Source organism: uncultured Streptomyces sp., assembly GCF_947488945.1.
Taxonomy (GTDB): domain Bacteria; phylum Actinomycetota; class Actinomycetes; order Streptomycetales; family Streptomycetaceae; genus Streptomyces.
The window spans coordinates 1-3,056 of sequence record NZ_CANLBS010000055.1; the positions used below are offsets into that span (position 1 = coordinate 1).

General features: G+C 69.6%; 1 protein-coding gene. It reads left to right on the forward strand.

Annotated features, from left to right (window positions below; all coding sequences use genetic code 11):
- Window positions 1–3,056 (forward strand): SDR family NAD(P)-dependent oxidoreductase (locus Q0994_RS33750; RefSeq protein WP_299542527.1); only part of this gene is annotated, 3,056 nt, incomplete at both ends.

Genomic DNA, 3,056 nt, shown 5'->3' on the forward strand with positions numbered 1-3,056 from the left:
GATACGCCGGAGGTGGTCTTCGCGTCGGCGCTGCGGGCGCGGAGGTCTGAGGCGGAGACGTTCGCGGAGTTCCTCGCGCAGGCGCACGTCGCGGGTGTGGGGATCGACTGGGAGGCGTTCTACGCCGGAACCGGCGCACGCCGCATACCCCTGCCCACGTACGCCTTCCAGCGGCAGCGGTTCTGGCTCGCTCCTGGTACGGGCAGTGGCGACGTGGCTGCCGCGGGTCTCGGGCGGCTGGACCATCCGATGCTCGCCGCAGCGGTGCACATGGGCGATCGGGACGAGTGGCTCTTCACCGGCCGGGTCTCGCTGGACGCCACGCCGTGGGCGCAGGATCACGGCGTCCTCGGCATGGTTATCGTGCCGGGGACGGCGCTGGTGGAGCTGGCCATCGTGGCCGGGCGTCACACCGGTGCCCCGGTCCTCGAAGAGCTCGTCCTCGAAGCCCCGCTGATCCTGCACGAGAAGGCAGCGGCCCAGATTCAGGTAGCCCTGGGTGAGCCCGAGGACGACGGCCGCCGATCGGTCGCGATCTTCTCCCGCCCGGATACCGCGACCGGGGCGGAGGACGAGGCGGAGGCGATCTGCCACGGGCGCGGAACGCTCATGCGGGACGCCGACCCCGACGCGGAGCCGATCGCTCCGTCCTGGCTGCCCGTTGAGTGGCCGCCGCCCGGTGGCGAGCCGGTGGACGTGGCGGCCCTGCACGCGCGGTTGGCGGAGGTCGGGTTCGATTACGGTCCGGCTTTCCAGGGCCTGCGGGCAGCCTGGCGGGACGGCGACGACATGTTCGCCGAGGTGGCACTGCCGGACGAGCATGCCGATGCGGCACGTCGATTCGGCTTCCACCCGGCGCTCTTCGACGCCTCGCTGCACGGGGGGCTCAACTGGCTCGACGACGGCGAGGGCGCGTCGGCGCGGCTTCCCTTCTCCTGGTCGGGTGTGCGCTTCGCGCACAGCGGTGCTTCGCGGGTGCGGGTCCGGATCGGGTCGGCGGGCGAGTCGGCGTTGCGTGTCGACGTGGTCGGCGAGCACGGTGAGCCGGTTGCCCGTGTTGAGAAGCTGGCGTTTCGACCGGTGGATCAGGCGCAGTTGGCGAGTGTGCAGCAGGCGAAGAGCAATGCGCTGTTCACGGTTGATTGGACGGCGCTGTCTCTTCCTGCTTCGTCTGCGGTGTCTGCGCAGGTGGCGGTGTTGGGTGCGTCGGGGTACGAGGGTGTGGATGCGCTGGTCGCGGCGGTTGCCGAGGGTGGGCAGGTGGTGCCGGATCTGGTGCTGGCTGAGCCGTCGGATGCTGCGGAGGCGTTGGGGTTGCTCCAGCGCTGGCTGGTGGCTGATCAGCTTTCGGGTGGTCGGTTGGTCGTTGTGACGCGTGGGGCGGTCGCGATCGGTGATGAGTCGCCGGATCTGATGCAGGCACCGGTGTGGGGTCTGGTGCGCAGTGCGCAGTCCGAGAACCCGGACCGGATCGTGCTGATCGACGTGGGTGGTCAGGGTGAGGGTGAGGTTCCCGAGTGGGGTGCGCTGGCGGCCCTGGAGGAGCCACAGCTCGCCGTGCGGGGTGGTGTGTGCCGGGCGCCGAGGTTGGTCCGTGCGTCTGAGGGGGCGGGGTCGGAGGCTCCAAAGTTCGATCCGGACGGGACGGTTCTGATCACGGGTGGTACGGGTGGTCTGGGTGCGCTCTTCGCCCGGCATCTGGCCGAGCAGCACGGTGCCCGGCATCTCGTGCTTCTCAGTCGTCGTGGTCCGGACGCACCTGGTGTGGAGGAGCTGGTGGGGGAGCTTGCGGCTCTGGGTTGTGAGGCCCGGGCCGCAGCCTGCGATGCCTCTGACCGTACGCAACTCGCTTCGCTCATCGGCTCGTTGGAGCGGCCACTCACCGCCGTGATCCACGCGGCGGGTGTGTTGGATGACGGTGTGGTCACGTCGTTGACGCCGGAGCAGCTTGCTCGTGTGATGGGGCCGAAGGCTGATGCGGCGTTGCACTTGCATGAGTTGACGGTGGGGATGGATCTGTCGGCGTTCGTGCTGTTCTCGTCGGTGGCGGCGTTGATCGGGAGTCCGGGTCAGGGCAATTACGCCGCGGCCAACGCGGCGCTCGATGCTCTTGCGGCGCATCGCAGGGCGCAGGGTCTGCCCGCCACCTCGCTGGCGTGGGGTCTGTGGGCGGATGCCTCCGGCATGGCCGGCGCCCTGGACGAAACCGAGCTGGCGCGGTTGGAGCGGATGGGTGTTGGTGCCCTGTCCGCCGAACTCGGCCTGGAGCTGTTCGACCAGGCTCTGCGGGTTGGCGGGTCGCTGGTTGTCCCGGTGCGTCTGGATCTTGCGGCGTTGCGGGTGCAGGCGCGGTCGGGGTTGCTGCCGGCTCTGTTGCGGGGTCTCGTGCGGGTGCCGAAGCAGTCGGCCGGGGCGGGAGGTTCGTTGGCGCGACGGTTGGCCGAGGTGGCAGAGGCTGATCGTGAGCGGGTGGTTCTGGAGCTGGTCCAGGCCCAGGTGGCCGCGGTGCTGGGTCATGCCACGTCTGCCGCGATCGTGCCGGACCGTGCGTTCAAAGAGCTGGGCTTCGACTCGCTGGGTGCGGTCGAGCTGCGTAACCGGCTGACGCAGGCGAGTGGCGTACGACTGCCGTCCACGCTGGTCTTCGACCACCCGTCGCCTGCCGCTGTGGCGCGTTTGCTGCTCGCTGAGGCTGGTGGGCTTGTCGCTGATGGCGGGACGAAGCCGGTCGTGCGGGCGAGGCGCGCCGTGTCCCGACTGGATGAGCCCCTCGCGATTGTGGGGATGAGCTGCCGGTATCCGGGTGGGGTGTCTTCGCCTGCAGAGTTGTGGGAGCTGGTGTCGCAGGGGCGGGATGCGGTGTCGCCGCTTCCAAACGACCGTGGCTGGGACCTGGAGGGCCTGTACGACCCGGATCCGGACCAGCTCGGCAAGGTGTACACGCGGGGTGGCGGCTTTGTTGAGGGTGTTGCTGATTTCGATGCGGGGTTCTTCGGGATCAGTCCGCGTGAGGCGTTGGCGATCGATCCGCAGCAGCGGTTGATGCTGGAGGCGGC